The 26263-nt window shown below is 33.7% G+C and carries 27 protein-coding genes; 11 read left to right on the forward strand and 16 right to left on the reverse strand.

The features are described from left to right. The first annotated feature begins 19 nt into the window (after nt 1-19). A complete protein-coding gene (gene uppS / locus ASJ80_RS09300; RefSeq protein ID WP_069584449.1) occupies nt 20-787 on the forward strand; it encodes a polyprenyl diphosphate synthase in 768 nt (255 codons plus the stop codon). Nucleotides 788-855: 68 nt separating this feature from the next. On the opposite strand, the gene ASJ80_RS09305 is transcribed toward uppS, so the two are convergent. From ASJ80_RS09305 to ASJ80_RS09315, 4 genes are all read right to left on the reverse strand, one after another. Then, nucleotides 856-1563: a DUF116 domain-containing protein gene (locus tag ASJ80_RS09305; protein WP_069584450.1), complete on the reverse strand. Its 708-nt coding sequence runs from the start codon at nt 1561-1563 to the stop codon at nt 856-858. A 93-nt stretch (nt 1564-1656) separates the two neighbouring features. Further along, the gene (locus tag ASJ80_RS09310; RefSeq protein WP_069584451.1) at nt 1657-2133 is read right to left on the reverse strand and encodes a hypothetical protein; all 477 of its coding nucleotides are present in this window, start codon (nt 2131-2133) and stop codon (nt 1657-1659) included. Continuing rightward, a complete protein-coding gene (locus ASJ80_RS16640) occupies nt 2100-2255 on the reverse strand; it encodes a hydrogenase maturation nickel metallochaperone HypA (RefSeq protein ID WP_141705197.1) in 156 nt (51 codons plus the stop codon). The genes ASJ80_RS09310 and ASJ80_RS16640 overlap by 34 nt, the downstream gene beginning before the upstream one ends. A gap of 327 nt (nt 2256-2582) precedes the next feature. Continuing rightward, on the reverse strand, nt 2583-3377 hold the full coding sequence (locus tag ASJ80_RS09315; protein WP_069584452.1) for a class I SAM-dependent methyltransferase: 795 nt from the start codon (nt 3375-3377) through the stop codon (nt 2583-2585). A 226-nt stretch (nt 3378-3603) separates the two neighbouring features. Between ASJ80_RS09315 and ASJ80_RS09320 the strand changes: the two genes are divergently transcribed. Next, nucleotides 3604-5751 (forward strand): VWA domain-containing protein, encoded by a 2148-nt coding sequence (locus ASJ80_RS09320; protein ID WP_245837551.1) that lies wholly within the window; start codon nt 3604-3606, stop codon nt 5749-5751. A 422-nt stretch (nt 5752-6173) separates the two neighbouring features. Here the strand turns inward: ASJ80_RS09320 and ASJ80_RS09330 are convergent, their stop codons facing one another. Together ASJ80_RS09330 and ASJ80_RS09335 are read right to left on the reverse strand one after the other, a co-directional pair. After that, nucleotides 6174-6665 carry an SRPBCC family protein gene (locus tag ASJ80_RS09330; protein ID WP_069584482.1) on the reverse strand — a complete coding sequence of 164 codons (492 nt, stop codon included), beginning with the start codon at nt 6663-6665 and terminating at the stop codon, nt 6174-6176. Nucleotides 6666-6711: 46 nt separating this feature from the next. Then, entirely contained in the window at nt 6712-7197 is a 486-nt protein-coding gene (locus tag ASJ80_RS09335; RefSeq protein WP_069584455.1) for an SRPBCC family protein, read from the reverse strand. Nucleotides 7198-7446: 249 nt separating this feature from the next. Here ASJ80_RS09335 and ASJ80_RS09340 point away from each other — a divergent pair, with 249 nt between their 5' ends. From ASJ80_RS09340 to ASJ80_RS09360, 5 genes are all read left to right on the forward strand, one after another. Continuing rightward, nucleotides 7447-7953 (forward strand): DUF367 family protein, encoded by a 507-nt coding sequence (locus tag ASJ80_RS09340; protein WP_069584456.1) that lies wholly within the window; start codon nt 7447-7449, stop codon nt 7951-7953. Nucleotides 7954-8046: 93 nt separating this feature from the next. Then, nucleotides 8047-8193 (forward strand): 50S ribosomal protein L40e, encoded by a 147-nt coding sequence (locus tag ASJ80_RS09345; RefSeq protein WP_048080299.1) that lies wholly within the window; start codon nt 8047-8049, stop codon nt 8191-8193. Nucleotides 8194-8288: 95 nt separating this feature from the next. Beyond that, nucleotides 8289-9026: a geranylgeranylglyceryl/heptaprenylglyceryl phosphate synthase gene (locus ASJ80_RS09350; RefSeq protein WP_069584457.1), complete on the forward strand. Its 738-nt coding sequence runs from the start codon at nt 8289-8291 to the stop codon at nt 9024-9026. Between the two features lie 234 nt (nt 9027-9260). Continuing rightward, a complete protein-coding gene (locus ASJ80_RS09355; RefSeq protein ID WP_069584458.1) occupies nt 9261-9950 on the forward strand; it encodes a DUF169 domain-containing protein in 690 nt (229 codons plus the stop codon). Between the two features lie 30 nt (nt 9951-9980). Continuing rightward, on the forward strand, nt 9981-10181 hold the full coding sequence (locus ASJ80_RS09360; RefSeq protein WP_069584459.1) for a hypothetical protein: 201 nt from the start codon (nt 9981-9983) through the stop codon (nt 10179-10181). Nucleotides 10182-10210: 29 nt separating this feature from the next. Here ASJ80_RS09360 and ASJ80_RS17065 read toward each other — a convergent pair whose 3' ends face one another. From ASJ80_RS17065 to ASJ80_RS09395, 8 genes are all read right to left on the reverse strand, one after another. Next, a complete protein-coding gene (locus ASJ80_RS17065) occupies nt 10211-10381 on the reverse strand; it encodes a hypothetical protein (protein ID WP_176720276.1) in 171 nt (56 codons plus the stop codon). A gap of 48 nt (nt 10382-10429) precedes the next feature. After that, on the reverse strand, nt 10430-10696 hold the full coding sequence (locus tag ASJ80_RS09365; RefSeq protein ID WP_069584460.1) for a hypothetical protein: 267 nt from the start codon (nt 10694-10696) through the stop codon (nt 10430-10432). 378 nt (nt 10697-11074) lie between these two features. Continuing rightward, nucleotides 11075-12661, reverse strand: coding sequence for a DUF2254 family protein (locus ASJ80_RS09370; protein WP_255360705.1), 1587 nt, complete (start codon nt 12659-12661; stop codon nt 11075-11077). A 243-nt stretch (nt 12662-12904) separates the two neighbouring features. Beyond that, nucleotides 12905-13732 carry an LCP family protein gene (locus ASJ80_RS09375; RefSeq protein WP_069584462.1) on the reverse strand — a complete coding sequence of 276 codons (828 nt, stop codon included), beginning with the start codon at nt 13730-13732 and terminating at the stop codon, nt 12905-12907. A gap of 127 nt (nt 13733-13859) precedes the next feature. Next, a complete protein-coding gene (locus tag ASJ80_RS09380) occupies nt 13860-14510 on the reverse strand; it encodes a nucleotidyltransferase family protein (protein WP_069584463.1) in 651 nt (216 codons plus the stop codon). A gap of 111 nt (nt 14511-14621) precedes the next feature. Next, nucleotides 14622-15791 (reverse strand): hypothetical protein, encoded by a 1170-nt coding sequence (locus ASJ80_RS09385; protein ID WP_095652073.1) that lies wholly within the window; start codon nt 15789-15791, stop codon nt 14622-14624. Next, entirely contained in the window at nt 15772-17286 is a 1515-nt protein-coding gene (locus tag ASJ80_RS09390) for a Mur ligase family protein (RefSeq protein ID WP_069584465.1), read from the reverse strand. The genes ASJ80_RS09385 and ASJ80_RS09390 overlap by 20 nt, the downstream gene beginning before the upstream one ends. Before the next feature lie 33 nt (nt 17287-17319). Next, nucleotides 17320-20109: a Mur ligase family protein gene (locus tag ASJ80_RS09395; RefSeq protein WP_069584466.1), complete on the reverse strand. Its 2790-nt coding sequence runs from the start codon at nt 20107-20109 to the stop codon at nt 17320-17322. A 701-nt stretch (nt 20110-20810) separates the two neighbouring features. Here ASJ80_RS09395 and hypD point away from each other — a divergent pair. The 3 genes from hypD to ASJ80_RS09410 all read left to right on the forward strand — a co-directional run bounded on the left by hypD (nt 20811) and on the right by ASJ80_RS09410 (nt 23948). Continuing rightward, nucleotides 20811-21860 carry a hydrogenase formation protein HypD gene (gene hypD / locus ASJ80_RS09400; RefSeq protein WP_069584467.1) on the forward strand — a complete coding sequence of 350 codons (1050 nt, stop codon included), beginning with the start codon at nt 20811-20813 and terminating at the stop codon, nt 21858-21860. A 78-nt stretch (nt 21861-21938) separates the two neighbouring features. Continuing rightward, complete coding sequence (locus ASJ80_RS09405) at nt 21939-22607, forward strand: phosphoglycolate phosphatase (protein ID WP_069584468.1); 669 nt, start codon at nt 21939-21941, stop codon at nt 22605-22607. A 39-nt stretch (nt 22608-22646) separates the two neighbouring features. After that, nucleotides 22647-23948 carry a TldD/PmbA family protein gene (locus ASJ80_RS09410; protein WP_069584469.1) on the forward strand — a complete coding sequence of 434 codons (1302 nt, stop codon included), beginning with the start codon at nt 22647-22649 and terminating at the stop codon, nt 23946-23948. A gap of 111 nt (nt 23949-24059) precedes the next feature. Here ASJ80_RS09410 and ASJ80_RS09415 read toward each other — a convergent pair whose 3' ends face one another. Next, the gene (locus ASJ80_RS09415; protein WP_069584470.1) at nt 24060-24410 is read right to left on the reverse strand and encodes a hypothetical protein; all 351 of its coding nucleotides are present in this window, start codon (nt 24408-24410) and stop codon (nt 24060-24062) included. 147 nt (nt 24411-24557) lie between these two features. Beyond that, nucleotides 24558-24728 (reverse strand): hypothetical protein, encoded by a 171-nt coding sequence (locus ASJ80_RS17070; RefSeq protein ID WP_176720278.1) that lies wholly within the window; start codon nt 24726-24728, stop codon nt 24558-24560. Nucleotides 24729-24808: 80 nt separating this feature from the next. Here ASJ80_RS17070 and ASJ80_RS09420 point away from each other — a divergent pair, with 80 nt between their 5' ends. Then, nucleotides 24809-25831: a radical SAM protein gene (locus ASJ80_RS09420; protein WP_069584471.1), complete on the forward strand. Its 1023-nt coding sequence runs from the start codon at nt 24809-24811 to the stop codon at nt 25829-25831. Nucleotides 25832-26263 lie beyond the last annotated feature (432 nt).

A 26263-nucleotide genomic window follows, 5' to 3' on the forward strand; every position in this document is an offset into this window, starting at 1 on the left:
AAAATTGGAGGTTTAAATTATGAAACAGTTGAAGTTTATTTATGATATTTATGAGTGGTACATATCCCGAAATCTCAAACCAGAAAACCTGCCCAAACATATAGCAATAATAATGGATGGTAATAGGAGATACACAAAAATAATGGGCAACATGGAAGTTATAGACGGACATAAAAAGGGAGTGAGTACCCTTGAAAAAGTTATGGACTGGTCCATTGAACTGGGAATAGAAATTATCACTGTTTATGCATTTTCCACGGAAAACTTCAAAAGGCCTCCCAAAGAAGTGGAGGGTTTAATGAAACTCTTCCAGAAAAATTTTGAAGATGTGGCGAAAAACCCTAAGATCCATAAAAATGAAGTCCGAATTAAAGCAGTGGGTAATCTAAATTTACTCCCAGAATATGTCAGGGAAGCCATTAGAACTGCAGAGGAATCCACAGCCCACTACCACAAAAAACATGTGAACTTTGCAATCGGTTATGACGGGCGTATGGAAATTATCGACGCTATAAAAAAGATTTCAAAGGAAGTAAAAGAGAATAAATTAGATATAAATGAAATAAACGAAGATATAGTTAATAGAAATTTGTATACCGCAGGTTTAGATGATCCCAACCTTATTATAAGGACAAGTGGGGAAGAAAGGCTCAGCGGGTTCCTATTGTGGCAATCTTCTTATTCGGAGTTATATTTCTGCGATAGTTTATGGCCAGAGCTTAGAAAAGTTGATTTTTTAAGAGCTCTCAGGTCGTATCAAGAAAGAGAAAGGCGCTTTGGAATTTAAATACACATTCAAATAAAATTGAAGTTGATGAAAATCGAAGATTTTCGAACATTAAAAATCAAAGATTTTTAAAGTATTTTACGTTTAGGGCGTTCAACAACACATGAAGCACTTTTATTTGGCAGTACCATATTTTGAGGCGTTTCAATACCTATTTTATCAAGAACTGCCCTTATATCAACTTTAGTACAGACACACCCATCTTTCAGGAGAGGGACTCCCTGACACGGGACATGGGATAAATTCATCATTGCTAAATTCAAGTCTTGATGACATGCAACACCTAAAACGCCCTTAAATTCATGGTTTTGAGCAATCTTCTTCAAAAAGGTTGATCCAGGTATTATAAACACATCGTATCCTTCATTTTCCGCTTTATTTTTTAAAACACCTATCACGCATCGATTACAGTCAGTGCAGTGAAGGCCGGTAGAGTCCAGTTTGGCCTCACATCTTGGACTTCTTAAACAATGGGGAAGTACTAAAATCTTATCTTTGTTATCTACATCATTAAAAGCCTTTTCATTAACTTTATTTCTTACTTCAACACCCATTTGATCCACAATTTTTTCATCTAAACCAACATTTCCTGCGAACTTTTTAAATAAGCCATAAAACACGTCTATTGTAAACAGAAGCAGCTTAGGAAAAATAAGGCGTTCCTGCTTTATAAGAATCCGTCCAAGGATAAGTGCTACCGATAGCAGACTTAAAATAAAAATACCTGCAATAAACACTATCTGTCCAAAAATGGTGTAAAATTCGTAAATTGACATATTGATCTAAATCTAAGTATTTTATGTTATATTAACCTAATGGTTATTAAAATTAGTTAAAAAAGAGTTATTTAGATTGATTATTCTTAATATTCAAAATTTTTCAACTTTGAATTTTTTAACAGTTCCTTCAACTTCAACACCGCCTTTCGATGCTGTTATTTGTGTATCTGAAAGATCATCACATGCACATAATATATCCTGTTCTGGATGAGTACCTGGAACTATATTACAACTTAAATTAATGTAGTTTCCTGCTGCTACAACCATCGGAAGCCTTCTGGAAGTTGGATGATTTTCTGGAAGAACAGTAATTGGAAAATTCATTTCTCTAAGTAAATAAAGCATACTTCTTATTCCTTTTTCAGCTTTTTTACTATTTTCAAATGCAGAAACTGCAATTATATCCTCGGGTTCAAGAAAAGCAACTATCTCTTCTTTATCAGGCGTACCTATAAATATCTGCTTTTTTTCTCCAGCCTTTAATATGCCCAGTTCTCCAGATTCTCCGATTAAAAATAAAATTTCGTCTCCAGTTATTCTAATGCTTCTACGTTGTCTGACTGGCATGATGGACATACTACTCTTTTTCCAATTCCTTTAAACTCGTTTCCACAATCCCGGCATCGATATCTTTTTGTTTTAAGCTTTTTCAGTTTAATATCTGCCATTGGTCCTCCAACTGTACACATATTATCACCAATTCTGCTTATGTAATCAGTATTATTTATTCTTTATGATGTAAATTTTAATAAAGAAGTTCAAATTAATAGTGATTTAAAAACTATTATGTCCATGATCCCCTGTTTATATGTCATATATTGAAAAATCTAGGATTTTTCACATTAAAATAAAAATTTTCAATCTTTACATATTTACAAAAATATGTTCTGTGAACTGGAAAACACGAAGTGTTTGCGGTTGAAAATCTTCGATTTTAAACCGGAAAAATTTTCTATTTTTCTGTCACAAAACCTTTGGTTTTGTGAACATGCAAACCTGAGCGTAAATAAATGTTGTTATTTACACTTCAGTAATCGGACAATTATCACAGGAGGTATTTCATACCAATCAAATTTATGTGAATTATCCTTACATTGAAAGACAGGTTCAGCGAATCCATTAATAACAAATCCTGCTTTAAAACACGTTTTGAACAACTGTGATAATGGTCTGTGATAATATAATTGAGGTACAGGCTGGTTTACAATTCCTATTCCTTCATGAACGCGAGGATTAATATATTCAAATAAATGAACACCCTTTCTTACACAAATTTCATTACCCGCGTCCTCTGTTTCCACAACCGTTCTCATAGAAGGAGATTGAAAACAAGGATGCATTATTGAAAATACAAATATTCCATTTATTTTAAGTAATTCATATACCATATCCAGAAGTGGAACGACGTCAGCAATATCCATAATTGCCATATTGGACACTGCTTTATCAAATTCGCCAAAATTTTTCAATTTCATTAGTTCTTCATAGTTTGTTGCGTCAATAACTAAAAAATCTATCTTATTTAGATAATCAAAACAGCGTTTTTGTGCATTTTCAATCATTTTACTGCTATAATCAAATGCAGTCACTTTAGCTCCAAGTTCAACTAACCTTTTTGAAAAATTTCCATTACCACAGGCTATATCCAGAACTTTATCTTCAGGACTAATAGAAAGAAGTCTTTCTGTTTCTGGCCTTATAATTTCTCTATGAAACTGATTACTGTACTCTCCCATCTTATTATCCCAAAAATCTGCGTTTTTCTCCCATCTCTTTTTGCTTTCATCAACAGTATCTGCCCAGTTGCTCATATTCACATCCCCAAATAAATTATCAATAGATACACCCCATATCTATTGATAGCCTTTCCCTAACTCTTATCAAACTACATTATTTTATTTTCCTTAAATTTCTAGATAACCGCCAGTTATTGGTTAAAATAATATTATTGATAATATATTTATGGATCAAATTTATAGTATTAATACTAACAAAAGTTCTAATTTAATAAATTAAAATTATTTCACAATAGAAACGGTGAGACTATTGAAAAACCTTATTTTTCCATTTTCGGCAATTGTAGGTCAGGAAAACGTGAAAAAAGCGCTTATACTAAACGCCATAAATCCGGGGATCGGTGGGGTCCTTATCAAAGGAGATAAGGGTACCGGTAAAACTACTGCAGTAAGGGCGCTTGCAGATCTTTTACCCTCGCTTAAAGTTGTAAAAGGATGCCCATTTAACTGTGATCCTGATGATGAGGAATCTGCATGCAATACATGCAAATCAGACAATGCAGAAATTGAAGAGAAGAAAATGAGAGTAGTAGAACTTCCACTCGGTTCTACAGAAGACCGCGTAGTTGGATCAATAAACATTGAAAAAGCATTAAAAGAAGGTACTCGGGCTTTAGAGCCAGGAATACTGGCAGAAGCCAATAGAAATATACTTTATATTGATGAAATTAACCTTCTTGACGATAATTTAGTAGATGTCCTGTTAGACGCTGCTGCATATGGAATAAATATTGTAGAAAGGGAGGGGATCTCAGTATCACATCCCTCCAGATTTATACTGGTTGGAACAATGAACCCTGCTGAAGGTGAGCTCAGACCACAGCTTTCTGATAGAATTGGCCTGCACATCATAGTGCACAGTATCATGGACATAGAAGACCGTGTTGAAATAATGGCAAGAAGAGAAGAATTTGAAAGAGATCCCACTGCTTTTAAAAGAAAATTCAGTACATCACAAAAAGAGATACTGGATGATATCTTAAATGCTAGAGCATTACTCAAGGATGTTAAAATTTCTCCAGAACTAATGAAAATAATAGCACATGTATGTGTTGACATGGGCGTTGATGGCCACAGGGCAGATATTGCAATACTTAAAACATCAAAAACTATTGCTGCTTACAATAAGCATTTAAAAGTTGATTATAATGATGTCGAAGAAGCTGTGATGCTTGTACTTGGAGAAAGACTTCAAAAATCTTATGATCAAAAAAAGATTAAACAAAAGCTTGAAAAAGCAATTTCAGATACAGAAGATGAACAAAAAGAAGATGAAGATCAAACCCAAGAAGAGCAAGATAATAGTGAAGGAGATTCTGAAACTGCAGAAAATCAGGACGAAAAAGCCTCTGATGATGAAAATCAATCCCAAGAAGGGCAAAATGAAGATGATAGTGGTTTAAAACCTGAAACTGAAGAAAATCAAGAAGAAGTCAATGATGAGGAAGATCAACCCCCTGAAGAGCATGGCAATGTAAACGTTACCCCCCATCCTACTGAGCAGCCTGAAGATCCTGAAAAAGAAAAAAAAGGAATCATTTTGAAAAGTATTGAAGAAGAAGGAACTCCTGTAGATTCTGATGACGACGAAGTCGATATTAAAAAGCTCCTTAAAATGAAAGGTAAAAAAAAGAACAGGTTGTATGGAAAACGGGTCGATTCAAAAACTCAAAAAGGGAAGTACATAAAAAGTAAAATTCCTAAAAATGTTTCAAATGATATAGCAATAGATGCAACTTTAAGGGCAGCTGCCATTAAATCAAACGGCAGCATTAATGTTAAAAATGAACATATACGCCACAAGGTTAGAAAACATGGCGCAAAAGCATCAATAGCTCTTGTGGTAGATATAAGCGGATCTATGTTTTCACAAAGGAAAGCAAATAAGATTAAAGGTATTTTAAATCAATTGATTGAAGATATAAACCACCATAATGATAAAATAAGTGTTATTGGATTTAAAGGTCAGGAAGCTGAAGTTATAATCCCAACAACAAGAAGAGCTTCCTCATTTAAAGAACAAGTTGATAATATACGTGTTGGAGGCACCACTCCCCTTGCAGCAGGCCTTAAAAAAGGGTTAGAGCTTCTTAAAAAGGAAAAATTTAAAGAGGAGTTCGTCCCCATGATGATTGTACTAACAGACGGCATGCCGAATGTAGGCATCAACGACAGGCCTGCAGAAGATGCCCTGAAAATTGCTGCAGACTTAAAAGAAAATGAGATACATACTATCATTGTTAATTTTGAGAGATCAGTTAAATACGGGCGAGATATGAATATGGAACTTGCACTGGCATCTGGCGGCCGTTATTATGATTTAGAAGATATCAAAGACACAAAATGTGTTGTATCACAGATTGTTGAGCAGGAAAGATCCGTTTTATAAATGTACAACTGTAAAGAACTTATATAGACATCATAGATACAGCATCTGCGTTATAATGCCAGTTTATTCATTTTTAACTTATTTTCCTTTGAAAGTGTAATTTTCAAGGGTTCCAGCCATTCCATTTCTGCTCCACCTCCAGTTCACATCTATGCGCAATGGAAATATAATCATATAGCCTGTTTTCTTTTATTCTACTTACCATTCCCGACATTTTACATATCTCATCATACACGAGGAAAAGTATTTTACTTCCTTTACTCCAGCCGCCAACATAATGTGAATCTGGAATGAACACATCCGTCCATTTTTCATAAGTATCCTATCGAGCATGGTCTTCCAAACCTTTTCTTTTGGTGCATCTATGACAATTGAAAAATGCATTTTCTCCATTATTTTTCCTCCATTTAAATATCCAAATTCTATTTTTGCATCTTTTCCAACAGCTCATCAAGGCGATTATACGAATCATTAACTCCTTCTTCCATTCCAGACTGGAGCATTCCATCACGATCTTCAATTGTCAGAAAGACAGATTGAGATGTCATCTTTGTTCTGCCGCCAGTTAACGTCTCAAATATAGTCTTTTCAAGGATAACATGACCAGTTTCTGGAAGTCCTTCAAATTCAAATGTGCCAATGATTCTTTCTGGAGCTTTAACTTCATGATTTACTCCATGAAATGCAAATTCATTCCCTTCAGGATCCTTTTGAATATATCGCCAGGACCCTCCGTTTTTCGATTCAAATATTTCAAGATTAGTTTCAAGTTCCCTTGGCCCAATCCACTGCACATAAAGATCTGGATCTGTGTATGCTTTAAAAACAAGTTCCCGCGGCGCATTAAACTCCATTATAATAAAAATTTCCTGTTTTCCAGGTTCTGCAGTAATTTTTGTTTTATTATTCGCCATTTTTTCAGCTCTTATACCAATTCCTTTCTCATTTAACATTCCAATTTTAACTTTTCGCCAGAAGTTCGGCGAGTTTATCTAATGATTCATTCCAGCCCTGCTGCATATCATTTAATTCAGTCTCACTGAGCCCTTTAATATCCGAATGTTTCACAATTAGCTTAGTTTTGTTATCTTGTTCTTCAAATGTTACTGTGATCGACATTTCCCGTGGAAAATCTGCACCCATTCCATAATACGTCGCTGAAACAGTGTTGCCTTCCTTATCTGCGAAAGAATCAGTCATTACCAGCCGTTCCGGTTCGACTATCTCCAGGTAAACCCCCTTACTGCAGAAATCTTGCCCGTCAGGTGCCCTCATGCAGCTGAAGTATTCACCTCCCTTTCGGAGATCTATCTTAGAGATAGGTGTTGTAAAGTCTTTTGGCCCCCACCACTGCATGAACATGTCAGGATCCGTCCATGCTTTCCATACAACTTCACGCGGCGCATCTAAATCACATGTGAGAACTAATTCTTTTTCATCTGCCATTTGTTTCAACTCCTTTTTTTGCTCGCTATCTACAAACTTAATAATCAATTAAAGTCATATAGTAATAATAAGTACTTCAAAAATTATAAACTTATCTTAAATCAAAATTAGACCATTTATTTAGAGAATTAATTAATGGTAAATTTAATATAACAAAAAATCATAACTAGTAATGTCTTTTGTTTTTGAATTCAAACTGAAAAAATAATAATGGCTCTAAGCTAAAATAATATTAAATGTGTTTTGAAAATGAAAATCGTTGTTTATCATGCAGAAGAGTGCGACAGGAAAAAATGTACTACAGTTAAACTTGGAAAACAGGGAAAAGTTAAAGTAGTCACAAAATTAAATCAATTACCTACCGGTGCAATTGTTTTAGATCCTTACTCCCCAAAATCATTATCTGTTGAAGACAGGGAGACAGTGATGGAAAAAGGGCTTGTAGGACTTGATTGCTCCTGGAAAAGGTTAAATAAAGTTCCTTATAGAATAAAAACAGGTAAAAACAGCAGATCACTGCCTTTCATGATTGCTGCAAATCCCACCAATTATGGAAAGCCATGTATATTATCTACTGCTGAAGCAATTGCAGCAAGTTTTTATATAATTGGATTTAAAGATATAGCTACCGATATTATGTCGGGGTTCAAGTGGGGACCGCATTTTCTAACGCTCAATGAAGAGCTTTTAGAAAGTTATTCTAAAGCTAAAAGCAGTTTAGAAGTTGTAGAAATTCAAAATGAATATATAAGTTAAAAATATATTTATATAAAGAATTGACTAAAAGACGAGTATAATCAAGAACTCAATTTTAAACTGTGTTAAAACAGATGATAAAGGAGGCTAATAATGGCTAGATTTGAAGAAGCAGAAAATAGAATATTCAATATCAAAATATGCTTAAAATGTAACGCAAGAAACCCACCAACTGCAAAAGTATGCAGGAAGTGCGGATACAAAGGTCTAAGACCAAAAGCTAAAGAACCAAGGGGATAAATAAATTCCTTAAAGTTCAATTTGGGAGAGTATAACCTCCCATTTATATTTATAATATCCATTTAACTTAATTAACTATTTTCTTGATGATGCTAATGAATGTCGAAAATTACATTAGAACTACACTTGAGGATCATAAATTACATTTAACACTTTTAGATCCAGAAGAGCAGAACCCTGAAGAAGCTGTCAGAATAGCTAAAGAAGCAATTGCAGGAGGCAGTGATGGCATAATGCTCGGCGGATCCACAACAGAGCCTGAAGAACTCGATGCAACTGCAAAAGCGCTGCGTGAAAATGTCGACGTCCCAGTTATTCTTTTTCCAGGTAATATAAGCGGTGTAAGCAAACATGCAGATGCCATATTTTTTATGAGTCTTCTAAATTCAACGAATCCCTACTGGATAATAGGTGCTCAAGCGTTAGCAGCTCCAGGTATTAAAAAAATGGGGATGGAAATCCTTTCTATGGGTTATCTTGTTGTTGAACCGGGCGGAACTGTTGGATGGGTTGGAGATGCTAAATTAATTCCAAGGAACAAGCCAGATCTGGCAGTAGCATATGCAATGGCTGCAGAATTCTTTGGAATGAAATTAATCTATCTTGAAGCTGGTTCTGGAGCTAATGAACATATTCCTGAACAGATGATTGCAGGGGTCAAAAAAATGACTGACATAATTGTAATTGTAGGTGGAGGAATACGCGACGGAGAAACCGCTGCAAAAATTGCAAAAGCAGGTGCAGATATTGTCGTGACTGGAACTGTAGTTGAAAATAGTTCTAATGTTAAAGATAAAATTGAAGAGCTGGTTAGTGGAATTAAATCAGCTTAAAATTATTCATTTTTTATATAAATATGCTTTTTTTCATTTAATTCTTACTTTAATTTAATATTTATTGATTATCAACTATTTATATGGTTTATTATTTTTGATTATTTAAATATGTCAATATAAGAAATTATATCATGTAAAAATCCAATATTATCTATTACTTATATTCTATTTTAAAGAGAATTTCAAATAGAAATAAATAATTTAAATAATATAATAAAAACGGTGAAAATCATGGCAGAAAGCACTTGCGAAGTAGAAGGATATGATATGATATCTAAAGAACTTAAAGAAAGACTCGGTTTAGACAAATCTCCAGTAGCAATAAAATTCGTTTTAAGGGAAGAAGACATTCCAGAGGGAATAGAAAAAATAGACGAAAACATAAGGCACTGCGAAATGGTCCAAAGGGCAGCTCAGGGCGCCATGTTCTATGCAACAAACGATGAGCAGATGTGTAAAGGTGGAGCATCTGCTATTGGACTTATGGAAGCTCCAGAGAAGATAAAAACAGGTGAATTTTACCAGAGCCTTGGAAGGTTCTCCAGCCTTGGAGCTGCAAAGCGTACACTCGAGGAAATACCAAAAATAGACCCTATGATGAAAGCTGTAATCTACGCGCCTTTAGAAGACATTAAATATAGTCCAGATGTAATTGTAATAATATGTACACCTGTTCAAGCAATGAAACTTGCTCAAGCTATGGTCTATACTCGTGGAGGTAAAGTAGAAGCAAGCTTTTCAGGAATTCAATCTATATGTGCTGATGCTGTGGCCGGTCCGTTCACTAAAAATACCGCAAATATAACCATGGGATGCAGCGGTTCAAGGGGATATGCAGATATAAAAGAAGATGAGGTAATTGTCGGTATGAACGGTGAGAATATAGGGTGCGTTGTAAATGCACTTGTATCCATGAAATAATAACTGATAAATAGGTTAAAGGGGGATTAGATGGCCGAAACAAAAATATTTGAAATATTGGATGAGGCTAAAGAACTGGATGCAAAAATAGCAAAATATAAAGATGTGGCAGATCAGGACATGATGATGGTCTGGATGGACAACATACTGAAACTGGTAACCAAGCTTGGAAAAGCAGAGGAAGAACTGCAGGAACGATTTGAGATGTTAGAAGACAGTTTAGAAAAATAAATTTACTTTTTTTATTTTTCTCTAATGTTTCAATCCATTTCAAAATAATGATTAATTATACTTCTTTTTAATATCAACATCACTTCATCCACTAACATGCCCTCATTAGATTCAGCAGCTGATCTTTTAACAGTTTCAAGATGATACAAGACATGCTTAACTATTCTTTCTTTTTCTGTTTTATCCTGATTTTCATCCAAATACCACTTGTAATCCCTAACTACTCTTAAACCCGCTCTGAATATCCCCTAATCATATTTCACCAATGAAGCATTCATGATATAAATAATTGGTGGTATTGGGTCATCTTTTTCTATTAGTTTCCCATCTGCACTGGCAGCTGCCAAAATACTTTTCTCAGTAATTCTTTCTGTAAGTTTACCAATTACAGCAGAAGGTTTCAGAAGGTCCAAAATATTCCGTATATAAGGTATCAAAGCTATAAATGCAAACATGCTGATGTAGTATGCAAAAAGAATATAATTTTCAAGGTGAAATCCTGCTTTGAGTGTCAACTATGAGTTTCAGTAAAGTTACACAGTATGCTATGGCAAAAATGTAAACCACAATCAAAACCCAGAGGTCTGGAGTTCTCTTGAATATATCAATTACTTGGAGAAGACGATGCAGCAAGCTGCACTGCTACTAGACTTAAAGTAACGACTATAGCTAAATAGTAGCTTCGATTTCAATAAAAGAACTTAATATATAACGGGCACTGTCTATACCTGTATAAAGTAGCTTAAAATGATAAAAGAAGATATGAAACCAGTGTAACCATTACAAAGATAACTAAATAAATCGTCAATCCACGCAGCCAATCATTTTAAAATGAAACATTAAGCACCATATATTATTATAGTTCATTATAAAGCACTTTCTTTTCTCTAAACTCAATCTAATTTTTTTTTATACCTTACCTTCTCTCCATCATGAATACTTTTTTCCTTTATTATTTTGTTAATCTTTTCTAAGGAAGACTGAGCGGCTAAGCTTGTTTCTTTAACTTCCAGTTCTTTTGCTCTTTTTCTTATATTTTCAAGGGATTCTTTGGCATGTTTTAATATACTATGGGCAGCTAAAACGCTTAATTCACTCCATACAGCTATTCTTCCAATTTCCCACAAATATTCAGCCACGTCATTTGTATTTTTGCTAAATTCAGATTCTAAAGCAGCTGTGCCCAAATTAGAGAGATAATTCACTATCCTTATGGTAGTCTTAGGGAGATCATTTCTTGCCGTATATCTTCCCATATTCCCCATGGAATTTACTGCACTGGAAACCGACTGCTCCAATTTTTGAGTTATTGCCAACTTCCCAATTCCGTAGATAGTTCCCCCCATCCAAACTGTTTCTTCCAATCCACGTTGAGCATGTTTAGCTGCATCTATAGCAATAATTCCCAGTGAATTAACCGCTACGCTGGTTGCAAAATCAAGTTCATTTTGAGCAGTCCATCTGCCAATTTCCCCTATTAAATCAGTTGCCGCTGCTCTTATATCAACCATTTCTCGATTTATAGCCAGTCTAGCAATATTTTTAATGGAATTAACTGCTTCACCCACCACGCTCTCAATCTTATTTTCCATGGCCGTTTTTCCAATTAAATAGATAGTAATTACTACTTCCATAACAGAATCTTCGTCATCACGGCTTGCTGCTAACTTTCCAACCCTTTCCAGATGAGTAAATATGTGCTTTACTACTATACCCTCTTCCCGCTCAAATTTTCCATTTTTAAGTGTAGCCATCATATAATTTTCAAGTACATTCAATCCATACCTCATTGTTCCATAATCGTATTTCATCATTGAGCTGTGTATAATATCAATTACAGGTTGAACTGGATCACTTTCAGTGTCAATAACCGGTCTCATTATATCTGAATAAATGTAAGAATAGCTAATATCATTTGAATCAGCACCAACAATTTTTTCAGATTCTTGAACACCGGCTAAAATGTTTTCATTTGTTATCCTTTCAGCAAACCTATCTACTACTGTTGAAGACTTCATAATCTCAAGAGACCCTAACAAATAAGGTATTAAAGCACCAAATGCAAAAATACCAAGAAAATAAGCAACCCAAACACTAATCTCAAAATTTAAAATACCACTTGCATGAATAGCATCTATAGCATTTAAAACTGTTAATCCATAGCCAATGGCAATAATATAAATTCCCACAATCAGCCAGATTGATGGAGAATCCTCAAATATATCTATAACCCTAGTTGAATAAGAAGAAGCAGTTAACTGGAGAACAACGAGTGTTAATGTTATGACTATAGCTATGACGGTGGCTTCACTTTCAACAAGAGTAGACAAAACAAATCTAGTGCTTTCAATAGATTTATAGATGAATGCGGGCGAGAAATAATACAAAATAAAAGAGGATATCAGTATTAAAGAACCTGAAACCAAGAAATATATTCTTAAACTCCGGGATAATCTAGCTAAGAAGAACAAATTAAGCACCAGTATACTATCTAGTTTTAATGTTTAAAATAATAATTTTATTACAGAAAGTAATTTAACCAGAAATGTTTTTTTCCAAGATATTAAAGTGATTATCAAGTTTATTGATGTTTAAAAGTTTCACATCATATAAAAACTCCATAAAATGTAATCTTCAATTTGACTATAAGATCCTGCTCTTACCTTTTTAAAATATTTTAAGCATCATGTAAAAAAAAATAAATCTAAAATATGGGGAGAAGATTAGTCCCTCAAGCCCAATTCAGTTACTTTCTTCTCAACATCAGTCTTGTCTGGAATAAGGTAATATATTCCATTAACACGCTGGCTTTTCCCAGTAATTATCTCAGTCGGAGCATCATTTATGTCAAAATCCAGAAGAAGTTTTCCAAGCCTTACTGAGTCATAAATAGGAACATTTGTATGTGTATTTTCACTCAACTGGCTTAAAATAGATGGCAATTTAGGTAAATTAGAAGTTTCTAATGACTCCCTGATAATTTCTGCAATAATCTTTTGATGTCTCTGCACCCTTCCAATGTCTCCTTTACTGTCCTGTCTAAAACGCGCGTAAAGCAACGTTTGATCTCCATTAAGTTTATGTACGCCTGCAGGTGCTAATTCCGGCCGGTAATCAGCGATTTGTGGTTCGACATTGACATTAATTCCGCCCAGAGCATCCACAATACTTTTGAACTCTTCAAAGTCTATCACAACATAATAATCTATATGTACGTTCAAGAAATTTTCTACAGTAGTGGTTGTCAAGTTAATTCCACCATAACCATAGGCAGCATTGATCTTATCCATACCATGTCCCGGTATATCTACTTTACTATCCCTCGGAATAGAAAGAAGGGAAACTTTCTTTGTCTTCTTATCAATGGAAAGAATTGTTATAGAGTCCGTATTACCCGAATAAATTGAATTTTGAGCATCTCTACCCAACAATAATATATTTATCTTACCACCCGTTTGTTGATCTGTAAGTTCAAATTCAACCAGGATAACTGCAGTAATTGAAACCAATATCAATATTATAACTATAAGAGCTTTTTGCCACCTTTTCATTTTAACCCCTCTCGCATATCATACTTTAAAATCCGTTAAAGCTTTAAACAGCTTGGTATTTATTTTACAAAGACTTCAAATTATTAAGTCCGTTTATAATTTTTTATTAAAAAACCCAAATAATAAATCATTTTCTACATTTTAAATAATCATTATACTTATTTATGTTTAAAAGTTCCATATCATCACGGGGAGGGACCCCATAAAATATAATACGATTTTTAACCATTTTTCTCAAAATTGGGTTCAAATTATCTTTATTTCCAGTTAAATATTTTTTTAAAATATCTGTGTGGCATGCAAATGGCATTCCAAGACCTTCTGCACTATCCAAATATCCTGATTTTCCCCTTGCAAGAATTGAAACCGTATTTTGGGGTTCGGGGCTATTGAATATTTTCATTACAATATTTTTAAAAGTTTCAGATGATACCGTGGGTTGATCTGCTGCAACACAAAGGCAAAAATCATTTTCAGCCTTTTTAACTCCATTTAAAAGAGATTCCGATAATTCAACATTAATTTCATGATTTATGACTATTTTAACTCTTTCATCATCAAATTCATCCAGTACGGATATTATTTCATCACTGAAGTGTCCTAAAACAACGATACATTCGTCGACACCAGCATTTAACGTATTTTGAAGTGTTTGTAATATTATTGGATTTCCACGAAAATCAAGGAGAAGTTTATGCCGAATTTCCATTCCACGAGATCTAAAATCTTCCCTCATTCGCCTATTTTTACCTGCCGCAGTTATAATTGCTGATACCATTTAAATCACATTAATATTACAAACCAGTTAGTTATTCCATTAAACACGGAATATAAAATTTAAAAGTTATAAATAATAGAAAAAAAGGAAATTTAAAATTATTCCTTTAAATCAATTAGGAACAAGTTCAATAACCTTAGTATATATGTTCATACTAGTTCCAGACCCTTCAGTCCACATTAATATCTTAATTGGGTAATCCTTAGTATTTGTAACTGTTATACCAGTAGCAGGGTTATAACCTAATTTTACAGCATATTCCCCTGACTGCATGCCAACTGGGAGTCCCAATCCGGCATCAAATAGTGCACCTCTCAGCGACCTTGCTGCAGGGCAAACACCATGAGTTACCCATCCAGCTGAAACAGTTGTATCAGAAACTCTTTCAAATCCTACTGTTTCCTTTCCTGATGAAGTTGTGTGTGGTGGAATTATAGTTCCATTCCATGCTTCTGCAAACGAATGTGCATTATATGCCCTTTTTGCATTATCATACTCAGCATAATAACCAACTGTATCTGCTCCAGTTCCAATGACTTTTTGGGTTACAGAACTATTATAAGCAAGTATTGGCAATCCTGCAGGATAATTTTCCATGTAATCTAATACATCACTTCCAAATAAGGATTCAATATTTTCAGGCGTGACCAAATTCCTTCCATCGTTGAACTTTGAAATTGCATAATCTAAAGTTATACTATCTCCAGTGCTGGCGCTTTCATACCAGTCTTTAAGAGTGTTTACGCTTACATAATCATGAGGCACAGTACCATTATTGATCTGATCGTAAGGCACTACTTTTACAGTGTTTTTTCCTTCTATTATTTTCAAACCATCATTTGTCTTAACTCCAAAGGTATAAGAAGTTTTATATCCATAAACAAAATTACCAGGGTAAGTAACAGTCAATTTATTATCTGTAACCGCTAAAATTCCAGGACCACTGAATCCCTGTGCAACTCCTTCTTTTGATATACCAGTACTTGTAAGCTGATCAGTTGGAGTTTTAACTGTACCCGTAACCACCGCATCTATAACATCTAAAAATTCCATGTTACTTATATAATACCCTAAGTATTCAGGATGATAAAGTAAAGGAACCTTTCTAATTTTACTATCATCTGTAACCTGAGTTCCGACTATAACAGTATCGCCTACACTCAAAGAAGTGATGTCTGTTGGTCCCTGTTGTGGACAGTAAGTTCCCACAATATTTCCAAATGGATACATGGCCAGTGCCAGTAAAATAAGTACAGCTATGTTAATTTTTGAATTTCCCAAGTATTTCTGAAGAATATTTAACTCCCCCTTCCCCTATTATCAGAATGATATCCTCTTTTTTCGCTTCATTTATTGCTAAATTTAAGCTCTCTCCCACCTGTACCTTACTTGCGCCTAAAGTTCCTATTTTAGAGCCCTTTTTGCTAGATTCTGTCAATATAACATGGTTATTAACATTAATCTTAGATGAAGCTTTTCTACTAGCATTCGATGCTACTACTATAACATCTGCATCTTTTAATATTTTTGCTATTTCTATATCTCCCTCAATTCCACTTTCAGAGGATACAGTATTTACAACGATTAATCTTGAGGTTTCTGGTTTTTCTCGGATTAAAGTTTGAATTATTGCTTTAACACCCGCAGGATTATGGGCATAATCTATTATTACCTGCTTCCCAATATCAACTTTCTGAAATCGGCCTTTTACACCTTCAAAAGTCTCAATACCCTTAACAATATCATTAAAATCAATATTAAGCGCTGTAGCTCCGCTTGCTGCGGCAAGGGCATTGTAAACATTGTGAACACCTGCCTGTCTGAGTTTAACTTCTGCAGTATTTGATCCTATAACAAGTTTAAAAGAGTCATTCTTTACATCAAATGCTTTAACATCAGGTTCGGGGCGTTTAAATCCACAAGAACATTTATAAACTCCAAGATGACCCAAATAATGTAATGAATATTCAAGTTTTTTGCCACATAGAGGGCACTCTCTTATTTCAGGATAAGCTTCTATTTCCAAAGCTATATCCTCAATTCCATAAAAAAAGATTTTATGAGATGTATCATTACTAAAACCAGTTACTACAGGGTCATCTGCATTGAAAATTAAACAGTTGGCAACATCTACAATCTCTCTTTTACAGCTTATATAATCCTGGAAGTTATGGGATCCACTTAAATGATCCTTAGAAATGTTGGTTATAATCCCTATGCTTACCTCAGATTTAAGGGCGCAGTTTTTAATTTCATTAGGATTTCCATGAGTACCTATCTCTAAAACAGCGACATCTCCCTCAAGTCTTGCCTGAAAAGAAGGTGTTAATTCCGTATTTCCCTGCATTTTCAGTTTATGTTCAGGAGTTCTATATCCGCTGAGATTTAATATATTTTTAAGCATCCATGTTGTGGTGGTCTTTCCGTTGGTACCTGTTATTCCAACCACAGGTTTACTTACTTTACATGTGCTTAAAATCTCATCCACACTTATTATATCTGCGCCTGTAACGCTCTTTATTTTTCCAATCAATTTGTTATTTTGAAGTAAACTTGGAGCAACTACAATTACATCTGCATTTTTCAGGATGTTTTCGTCATGTTCTCCAAGATTGAGTTTTATCCCCTCTTCTTCAAGGATATTTATCTGCGGACTGTCTGTTGAAAGATCAGATACCGTGACGTCAGCACCGTTATCCTTTAAAACCCTTGCCATTAAACTCCCAACAGTTCCGCAGCCACCGATAACTACTGCTTTGAATTCTTGTTCTTTCATAAAAATAAATCCGTTTAGCTGGTTCACTGAAATTCAAGTTTTATCTTTATACTCTTTAATACCTTTATATATCTCTGATTTTACATTGTCATATGCATTAACGACACCGGGGCCTATATGAATTATTGTATCTCCCTCTTTTGCAATTTCCAATGCTGTAGATATTGAATCGGCAATATTAATTGTTTGGTATGTTTCTATACCATCAGCTCCATCCACTACTGTCTCCGCTGCTTCAGGATCTATTACTTCCGTAGTTTCATTTTTTGCGCTTGCAATAACCACATCAGCATACTTTCCAAGCACAGTACCCATTTTAAATTTATCACGAACTGTAAGTGTATCCGGATTATCTACTGATATTATAAGCTTTCCTTCAAGAGTTAAACCATCTAAAAGACGTTCTACAGCTTCAGGATTGTGGGCTGCATCCATGAATATGTTTACACCGCTAATTAAGTCAATTTTCTCAAATCTTCCAGCTACTCCTGAAAAGCTTTCCATTTTATCTTTAATATAGTCTAAATCAAAATCTAAAACCATATCTACAATAAAAGCAGCCATTGCATTTTCTATATTGCATGCACCTGGTGATTTAAGATTTATTCTCATATTACATGGATCTCTATACTTCCTTTCAAAGTTACCACAGTTACAGTATACTTTACCACAGTTTTTACAAACCACTGTGGGAATAGTTCCAGTTTTAATGGTAAATTCGGAACCATAAAGGCCTTTAAGCTCAACATCTTCTGCTAATATATCAAAGTCTATATTATTTTTATGATGATAAGTTTTACCTTCACATACAACTGTCCGGGGTTCATTAAAACCATAATATATGACTTCTTTATCAAATTTAGGGGCCAATATACTTATGATTGGATCATCACCATTTGCAATTAAAATCCCGTTTTTATGGAGTAAATCTTTTATAGCCACATTTCTCTCCACGTATTCTTCATATGTATTAAATTCATCCATATGATCTGGAGTAAGATTAGTTAAAACCCCTGCACAAATTTCAAGCCCGTCTAACATCCTTATAGTACCATGAGGAAGTTCAAAAACTGCGAAATCTTTATTTCCAGTTCCGTTTTCGACTATAAAGTCAACTAAACCTTCAATAACAAGCGAGTTCTGCAGGGATGAGAAAAGTAATGTTTCATATCTATCAGATAATGTATAATTTGTCATGTTGGTGGTTGTGGTTTTACCATCTGTTCCTGCAATACCAATCATAGGGATCTTTATAATAGAATTTATCATCTTTCCAATGTCCCTTGTACCAATTTCCATGATCTCGTAGTTCTCTTCACACTCATTAATAAATTGTCGAATTTCAGAATTTTTAGGGACATTTGGAGAAACAAAAACAACATCCGCCCACATTGCATGTTCATTTACATGCGATCCAAGTTCTACAGCTATTCCTTTTTCTTTAAGCTCTTCAATTCTCCTTCTGGCTTTTTTTGGCAGCTGTTCAAATTCCTTAATATCCGAAATAATAACCTCATTGCCAAGGTAGTTTAAAAGATGTGCTGCAGGCCTTCCCGCGTTTCCTGCGCCTATTATCAGTACTTTTTTGCCCCTAATCACTGTATCATCCTTTGTTAATCTCCGTAGTGTTTCCTGTATTTCTATAAGTTTAGTTTGGCCATTTCCACCTATAAATATATTTTTACATTTGTCACTGCACTCCACTGCAAAGTTAACAACGTCGGCTGTATCTTTCATTATTTTAACAGTCCCATTATAACCTTCATTTTTTAACTTTTCCAATGCAATATCAGTTGTATTGTCTAGTCCTGGAAATAAAACTATAGTTTCTGGATTAACTTTGACTACTTCCTTTAAAATTTCATATCTACATGTTTCATTCTTTCGGGGCGTACCAATTATAACAACGTCAAATTTTAACTCATTAAGCACTGCTGCAGTTGCATCAACATTATCTGTTTTTCCAACCACAAAATTACATCCAGATAAATTCAGAGTTTCTGATCTTCCATTAACGCCTTTAAATTCACTTAATGTATCATCAATATCGCTTTGTGGAATCTCTAAAAATTGTGCAACTTTTTCTGCGGCAGCAGCATTTTGAAGGTTAAATTTACCGAACATTTTAAGATCTCTGTATCCATTTCCAAAAAAGAACGTTTCACTAGGATAGTCTTTAATTCCAGATAAAAATTCATCTTGTCCATTTAATATAGCCGTTTTCCCTTTTAAGAATCTGCCTAACGAGTTTCTATAATTCTCAAGAGAATTATGGAAATCCATGTGATCATGCCCTATGTTTGTTACAACTATCAGGTCAAAATCAAAGGCATAAGAACAAAAATCAAGAGTCATATCACAAACTTCAACTATTAAAATGTCACATTTTTGTTTAGAAGTTTCCAGTATGAGTTTTGTGTATCCTCCAAATCCGCCACCAGCATTTCCACCTAGGAGTACATTAAAACCTGCTTTTTCAAGTATTTCCTTAATCATAAAGCAAGTAGTTGTTTTGCCATTGGTTCCTGTTACTCCTATTGTGAAAATAGATTTATGATCCGCCAGAATGTCTGATAAAGACTTCTTACGAGATCTTATTTTTTCGCCGATCTTACTACTCCACAAGCTTGGACTTAAAACTACTGCATCTGCAGAATTTATTTTATCAAAATCATGATATCCAAGATCAAGATCTATAGCAGAATTATGTTTTAATTCCACATTTTTTTGCATATCAGAAGCATAAACTTTATATCCATAATTAATAAGGGATTTTACAGCATTTTTACCTTCTGTTCCCAATCCGACCACTGCAACTTTCATATTACCTACCGATATTTATAATCCTAAAGGTTATTATGACTATCTAAAAATGGCTTCTAAAATAATTTAAATAATATAGATATTTAATTGTAACGCTTGAATTTCTCCGAGCTCTGTGAATCGAAAACAGCCGATCCCGTAAATTCATAAATAAGTATCCATTCTTATTATTAAACCCTAATTTATCTATAGAAAGCCATAAGATCATTTTCAATATTAGTTACCTCAAACAGCCATATTTACTTTTTCGTATTAATTTTTTTGTTATTTGTAATAATAAATTTTTTGATAATTCTATTATTCAAGTAATTTGATCTATACAAACTAGAATAATCAATTTGTATTTATTACAATCATATATAAATGATTTTTAATTAATATCATTTGATAAATATATCGTAAATATAAAATCAATGAAATGAAACTACTATCTCCTAACATAAATAATTTCAAATAATTAAAGCATTTTATTTCGCTAAATACTCCCAGAATTCCTATTAAAATTCAATAAAAATAATAAATCAGCAATTATATAACAATGTATTAACAATATATGAAATAAACTAACTTGTTTATTTAAAGTCATTACTTAATAAATATCCTTAAGCTTATCTGTTAATCCAAGGATTTTAATGATAAATAATTATAACAAAAAAAATGATTTGATACAATCAACAACGAAAACATATCAAGGTGACATCATGAAAAATCTATCCAAAGAAATAGTAGAACGCATTGAAAACATTTCAAGGCCAGTTAAAATAATGCACGTATGTGGCTCCCATGAACATACCATAATGCAGCATGGAATAAGATCATTGATTCCAAAAGAAGTAGAAATAGTAGCAGGTCCCGGGTGTCCTGTTTGTTGTGTACCTTCAATAGAAGTTGATGAATGCCTGTATCTTGCACGAAAAGGCGTTACCATTACAACATTTGGAGATATGCTGAGGGTTCCTGGAACAACAGGGACACTTGCAGATGCAAAAGCTGAAGGTGCTGATGTAAGAATAGTTTATGGAATAAATAATGCGGTTGAAATTGCAGAAAAGATTGATAACGATGTCGTATTTATGGCAGCCGGTTTTGAAACTACTGCACCTACCACTGCAGCAGAAATAGTCGCGGGGCTTCCGAAAAACCTTTCAATTTTATCCTGTCACAGATTAATACCCCCAGCACTCAAATTTTTAATTGAATCAGGAGAAGTAAACTTAAATGCACTTATAGAGCCGGGACATGTTTCAACAATAATAGGAACAGAACCTTATGAAGAATTTTCCAAAAAATATGGCATTCCTCAAGTTGTAGCAGGATTTAATCCACTTGATGTCCTGATTGCAATTTATATGATATTAAAACAGATGGATGAGGGCAAAGCTGTAGTTCAAAATGAATACAAACGAGCTGTTAGAGAAGAAGGAAATATAAAAGCTCAAGAGCTTATGGATGAAGTTTTCTATATTAAAGATAAAGAATGGAGAGGTTTCCCAGAAATTCCTGACTCTACATATGAAATAAAGGATGAATTTGCAGATTCCAACGCAAGGGAAAGATTCGATATCAAAGTAGAGCAGGGTGAAAAAGTCCCAACTGGTTGCATATGCGGCCCAATTCTGCGGGGAATTGCAAGACCAGAGCAGTGCAAGCTTTTCAGGAAAGAATGCAATCCTATGAACCCAATTGGCGCATGTATGGTCAGTAAAGAAGGAACATGCAACATAGCATTTAGATATGGATCAGGATTATAATCGAAATCTCTAATTGTAATTCGAGCCTAATTTTCAGGCTCCAATCCAGTATTTTTAAATAATTGGAGTAATGTTCTAATGAAAGCAGTTGCTGTAGACATAGATGGTACGATTACTGATAAAAATCGGAAAATATGTGTAAATGCAATAAATGCACTGCGAAAAGCAGAAGATGCAGGTTATCCGGTTATATTAGTGACTGGAAATGTACTCTGCACAGCGAAAATGGTATCCACAATGTTAGGTACATCTGGCGGAATAGTCTGTGAAAATGGCGGAGTTGTATATACCACAAAAAGAAATTTAATTCTTGGCGATGTTAAAAAATGCAGCCCTGCCTATGAATTATTAAAATCACAATATGATGTGGAAAAAACAGAATTTTCAGATCTTCGGTTATCGGAAATTGCGATAAAACGCACTATTGATGTAAATACTGTAAAAAAGACTGTAAAAAATTTTGATGTTGTGGTATACGACACTAAATTTGCAATACACATTACAGACCCTTTAGTTAATAAGGGAAAATCACTTAAAATTGTTGCAGAAGATATGAGCATAACAACTGATGAAATACTTGCAATAGGCGACAGTGAAAACGATCTTGAGTTCCTGGAGGTTGCAGGGTTCAAAGTTGCTGTTTCAAATGCAGATGATGAGCTTAAAGAAAATACTGATTATGTAACAAAAAAGGCCTACGGTGATGGGGCTGCAGAAGCAATTGAAAAATTTATTTTAAATAAATAGCATTATTAAGATGTTAAATAACATAACAGGAGATCTTATATGATAAATACTGCAGAACGCGCGTTAAATCTTGCTTTAAAAGATTCTGATTATGCAGAAGTGTATATAGAAAGAGAAAAAAGTATTGATGTAGACATCCAGAGAAATGAAATTAGTTTTGCAAAAGAAGAAATTACCTACGGATTAAGTGTAAGAGTAATTTTAAGAGGAAAAATGGGATTTTCTTATACAACTAATATTGATAAAATTGATGAAACCGCGAAGAATGCAATATTCAACGCGAAATCTAATATTGAAGATGAATATTTTGATTTTGCCCATGAATCCAAATACAGCCAAGTTAAAGGTACTTATGATAAAAAAAATGAAGCAATGGATATCGAAAGTTCCATAGATTTTGCAAAAACTATGATAGACACCGTTGAAGAAGAAAAATGTGGACCAACCTCAGGAGGATTTTCTGCAGGAAAAACAGAGAGCGTAATCTTAAATTCGAATGGTGTAAACCGTGAAGAAATAGGAACATCATTTTCAGGGTTTATAGCAGTAAATGCTGAAAAAGATGGAGAAATATCAACAGCATACGAAGGGGACTCGTCAAGGCTCTTTGATATTAACCCTGAATGGATTGCAGATAATGCATGCGATATTGCAAAAAATTCTTTAAACGGCAAACCTGTAGAAACAAAAGATATGGACGTAATATTAGATTACCGTGCATCTGCAGGTCTTCTTGGAACATTTGTGGGTGCTTTTAATGCAGATAATGTTCAAAGAGGCAGGTCTGTTTTTGCAGATAAAATAGGAAATGAAGTTGTTTCGCCTTCATTAAGCATTTATGATGACGGTACACTTGAAGGAGGACTTGCTTCATCAATAAGTGATGGAGAAGGAACCCCTACTCAAAAAACTGCCGTAATTCAGGACGGAATCCTAAAAAGTTTCATTTATGACATATATACATCTAAAAAAGGAAATACAGAAAGTACGGGTAACGGTATGAGGTCTTCCTTTGCAGATATGCCTTCAGTGGGCTTAAGTAATTTTGTTCTTGAATTTAAAGATACCCTTGAAATAGAAGATATTAAAGAAGGAATACTTGTTACAGATGTTTTAGGTGCACATACAGCCAACCCAATTTCAGGAGACTTTTCAGTTGAGGCCAACAATGCATTTAAAATAGAAAATGGAGAAATTAGTTACCCTGTTAAAAAAGCCATGTTATCTGGAAACATATTTGACGTTATGAAAAATGCAGCAAGTGGTTCTAAAGAAATCAGACAACGAGGACCTTTCGTTATTCCACGTATTTTAGCTCCGAATTTAAGAGTAGTAGGCTAAGTAATTTTAGTTTAGTTAAAGAGATTTGGAAATTAACCAAATCTATCTTTAGTTTTAAAATAAAAGAAAAATTCATTTAGAGATACTTGTTTTAATTCAAATATTTTAGAATCACAATGGCATGTAACGTTCATTGAGTATCTTACTTTTAACATGCGATGCTTCTTCTTTAACTACAGGTATTTCATCATCATTAAGATACAGATTTAATTTAATCATGCCTTGAGGTTTTACAGGACCCACTACAATATCTGATCTTCTATCTACTCCTGTAAACCTCAAATGGGTTGCTTCATTTTCATTTACAATCTTACCTTTCTCATTTTCATATTCAACATCATGACCCACATATGTTGAAGGAATACACACCTCTGAGGCAGGTATATCACTAGGCACAGCCACATCTTCCGGTATGGGTATTAACTCAATTCTGGGCAATTTTTTCCATCCTTCTCCACGCAAAGTTATCACCTCCATATATCGCCAAAACTACCTTTTATTTAATTTATGGATCAATTCATCCTTATTTTTAACTTCAAATGTGTACGTACGTCCATAAAATGGTTCAGCGAATTTTTTTAGACTCTTCAGATACTTTCATTACATGTTTCAAGGGAAATTTTTCCTAGTGCCTTCAGGGTATACGGTATTGTTTTCAAACCATTTTGCATCTTCTTCATTTTTAAATTCAACTATTATGGCTATTTTCTGGTCGATTAGTTTACATTCACCGCAGTTATCATGAAAGGCACTTTTTATTTCCTCAAACTGTTCTGCCATAATGATCTTTTATTATTATATATGACCTTATTAATACTTTTGAGTCAAACATATACTATCTAAAGCATAAAATAAGATCAATGAACCGTGCTATAGAAAAGGAACTCTCAACTTATTTTGAAATTATGCTCAATCAAAGAGCATCAAGAGTCAAAGTAGCTTCAACGATAGAAGCAAAAGAAAATGAGAATATTGATACTCTTTGGAGAGAACATGAACATATTCAAAACGAATTTAAAAACATATTCAATACAGTATCCTTTAATAGCCTGGAAAAGCCTGATTTTTCTTATCTTGATCTAAAAATAAAGATTGGAGAAAAAATATTTGAAAGCTGTTATTTTTGTGAGATGAAGTGCCATATTAACCGAAATATAGAAAAAGGATTTTGCAACGTGAAAAATCCAAAAATCGCATCTGAATTCATGCACATGGGTGAAGAAACTCCACTTATACCAAGCCACACTATTTTTTTTACAGGCTGTAATTTTGAATGTATTTACTGTCAAAATTTTGATATAAGTCAATTTCCAGAAGCAGGAATAAAAATAAGTGAAATGCACCTGGCAAAAATAATTGACAAAAGAAGAAAAGAAGGTTCAAGGAATGTAAACTTCGTTGGAGGAGATCCAACTCCAAATTTATATTACATTTTAAAGACAATGAAGCAGTGTAATGAAAACATTCCCGTAATCTGGAACAGCAATTTTTACATGAGCGAAGATGCTATGAAACTTCTTGATGGTTTTGTTGACTTATTTTTAAGTGATTTTAAATATGGACCAGAGGAGTGTGCAGAAAAGCTTTCTAAAATTTCAAATTACTGGAATACTATAACAAGGAATCATAAAATGGCGAAAAAGTCTGGAGATATGATCATAAGACATCTTGTACTTCCGGGCCATGTTGAATGTTGTTCAAAACCTATTTTAAAATGGATAAGTGAGAATTTAGGAAAAGAAACCGTTATTAACATTATGGGCCAGTATCACCCAGTTTATAGGGCTTGCGAATCTGAAAAAATTACGAGATATCCAAGCCGCCGAGAACTTGAAGAAGTGGTTAATTATGCAAAAAACTTAGGTTTTATAAATTTAATTTAAATATAGCCTTTTTATAACTTTTAACTTTGTTTTAATGTCATAATATAGATTTATTTTATACTAAATCTAATTTAAGTATTTAGAGTTTAAAATTAGTCTAGTTACATTCATATTTATATTAAAATTTTTAAAAAAACAACATAAACATTAATAATTAATTTATGTAAAAACTAGTTAATATCTATTTCTTTAAAACATATTAGTTATCTAATAACTATCCTTAAATTTACAAACATAACTGAAGCTACTAAAATTCCCAAAAAATCATTTTAACACAAATAGAATACCTGCAAAGTTTATTTAGGAATTATAACAACACTAGCGGAATTATAAAAGTAATGAGTATGACCTCTTTTGTTATACAACATTTAAAATAAACTGATTTATCCAAAATACTAATTGAAAGAGTTCACCCCAAATATCTTATTTCAA

Source organism: Methanobacterium bryantii (assembly GCF_002287175.1).
Taxonomy (GTDB): Archaea; Methanobacteriota; Methanobacteria; order Methanobacteriales; family Methanobacteriaceae; genus Methanobacterium_D; species Methanobacterium_D bryantii.